This is a genomic window from Psychroflexus maritimus (assembly GCF_011089875.1).
GTDB lineage: Bacteria > Bacteroidota > Bacteroidia > Flavobacteriales > Flavobacteriaceae > Psychroflexus > Psychroflexus maritimus.
In genome coordinates this window covers 1-287 of the sequence record NZ_JAANAS010000109.1, presented here as the reverse complement: position 1 = coordinate 287, position 287 = coordinate 1, and the positions used below count along the sequence as shown (strand labels likewise).

At 36.2% G+C, this 287-nt stretch carries 1 protein-coding gene; it reads left to right on the top strand.

From position 1 onward, the window contains the following. Positions 1-287 (top strand): hypothetical protein (locus G7034_RS11325; protein WP_166401070.1); only part of this gene is annotated, 287 nt, incomplete at both ends.

The window sequence follows — 287 nt, the reverse complement described above, 5'->3', positions numbered from 1 at the left end:
CTTTTGCTGAAAATTCCATTATTGATGATGCCGAAGGTTTTAGTTTTCAATATTTTGAAACTTTAGCTGATGCAGAAACTAACCAGAATGAAATTACCAACCCCAACAATTATATCAATATTGAAACACCCACCCAGACTTTATTTGCCTTAGCCACCAACGATGAAACGGGTTGTCAGAATATTCAACCCATTGAAATTGAAGTCGTTCCTGTCGATTTCATTCCTTTTGAATTAACTGATTTAGAGGTTTGTGCGGTAAGCGAAGACGGAATTGGTATAGAAATC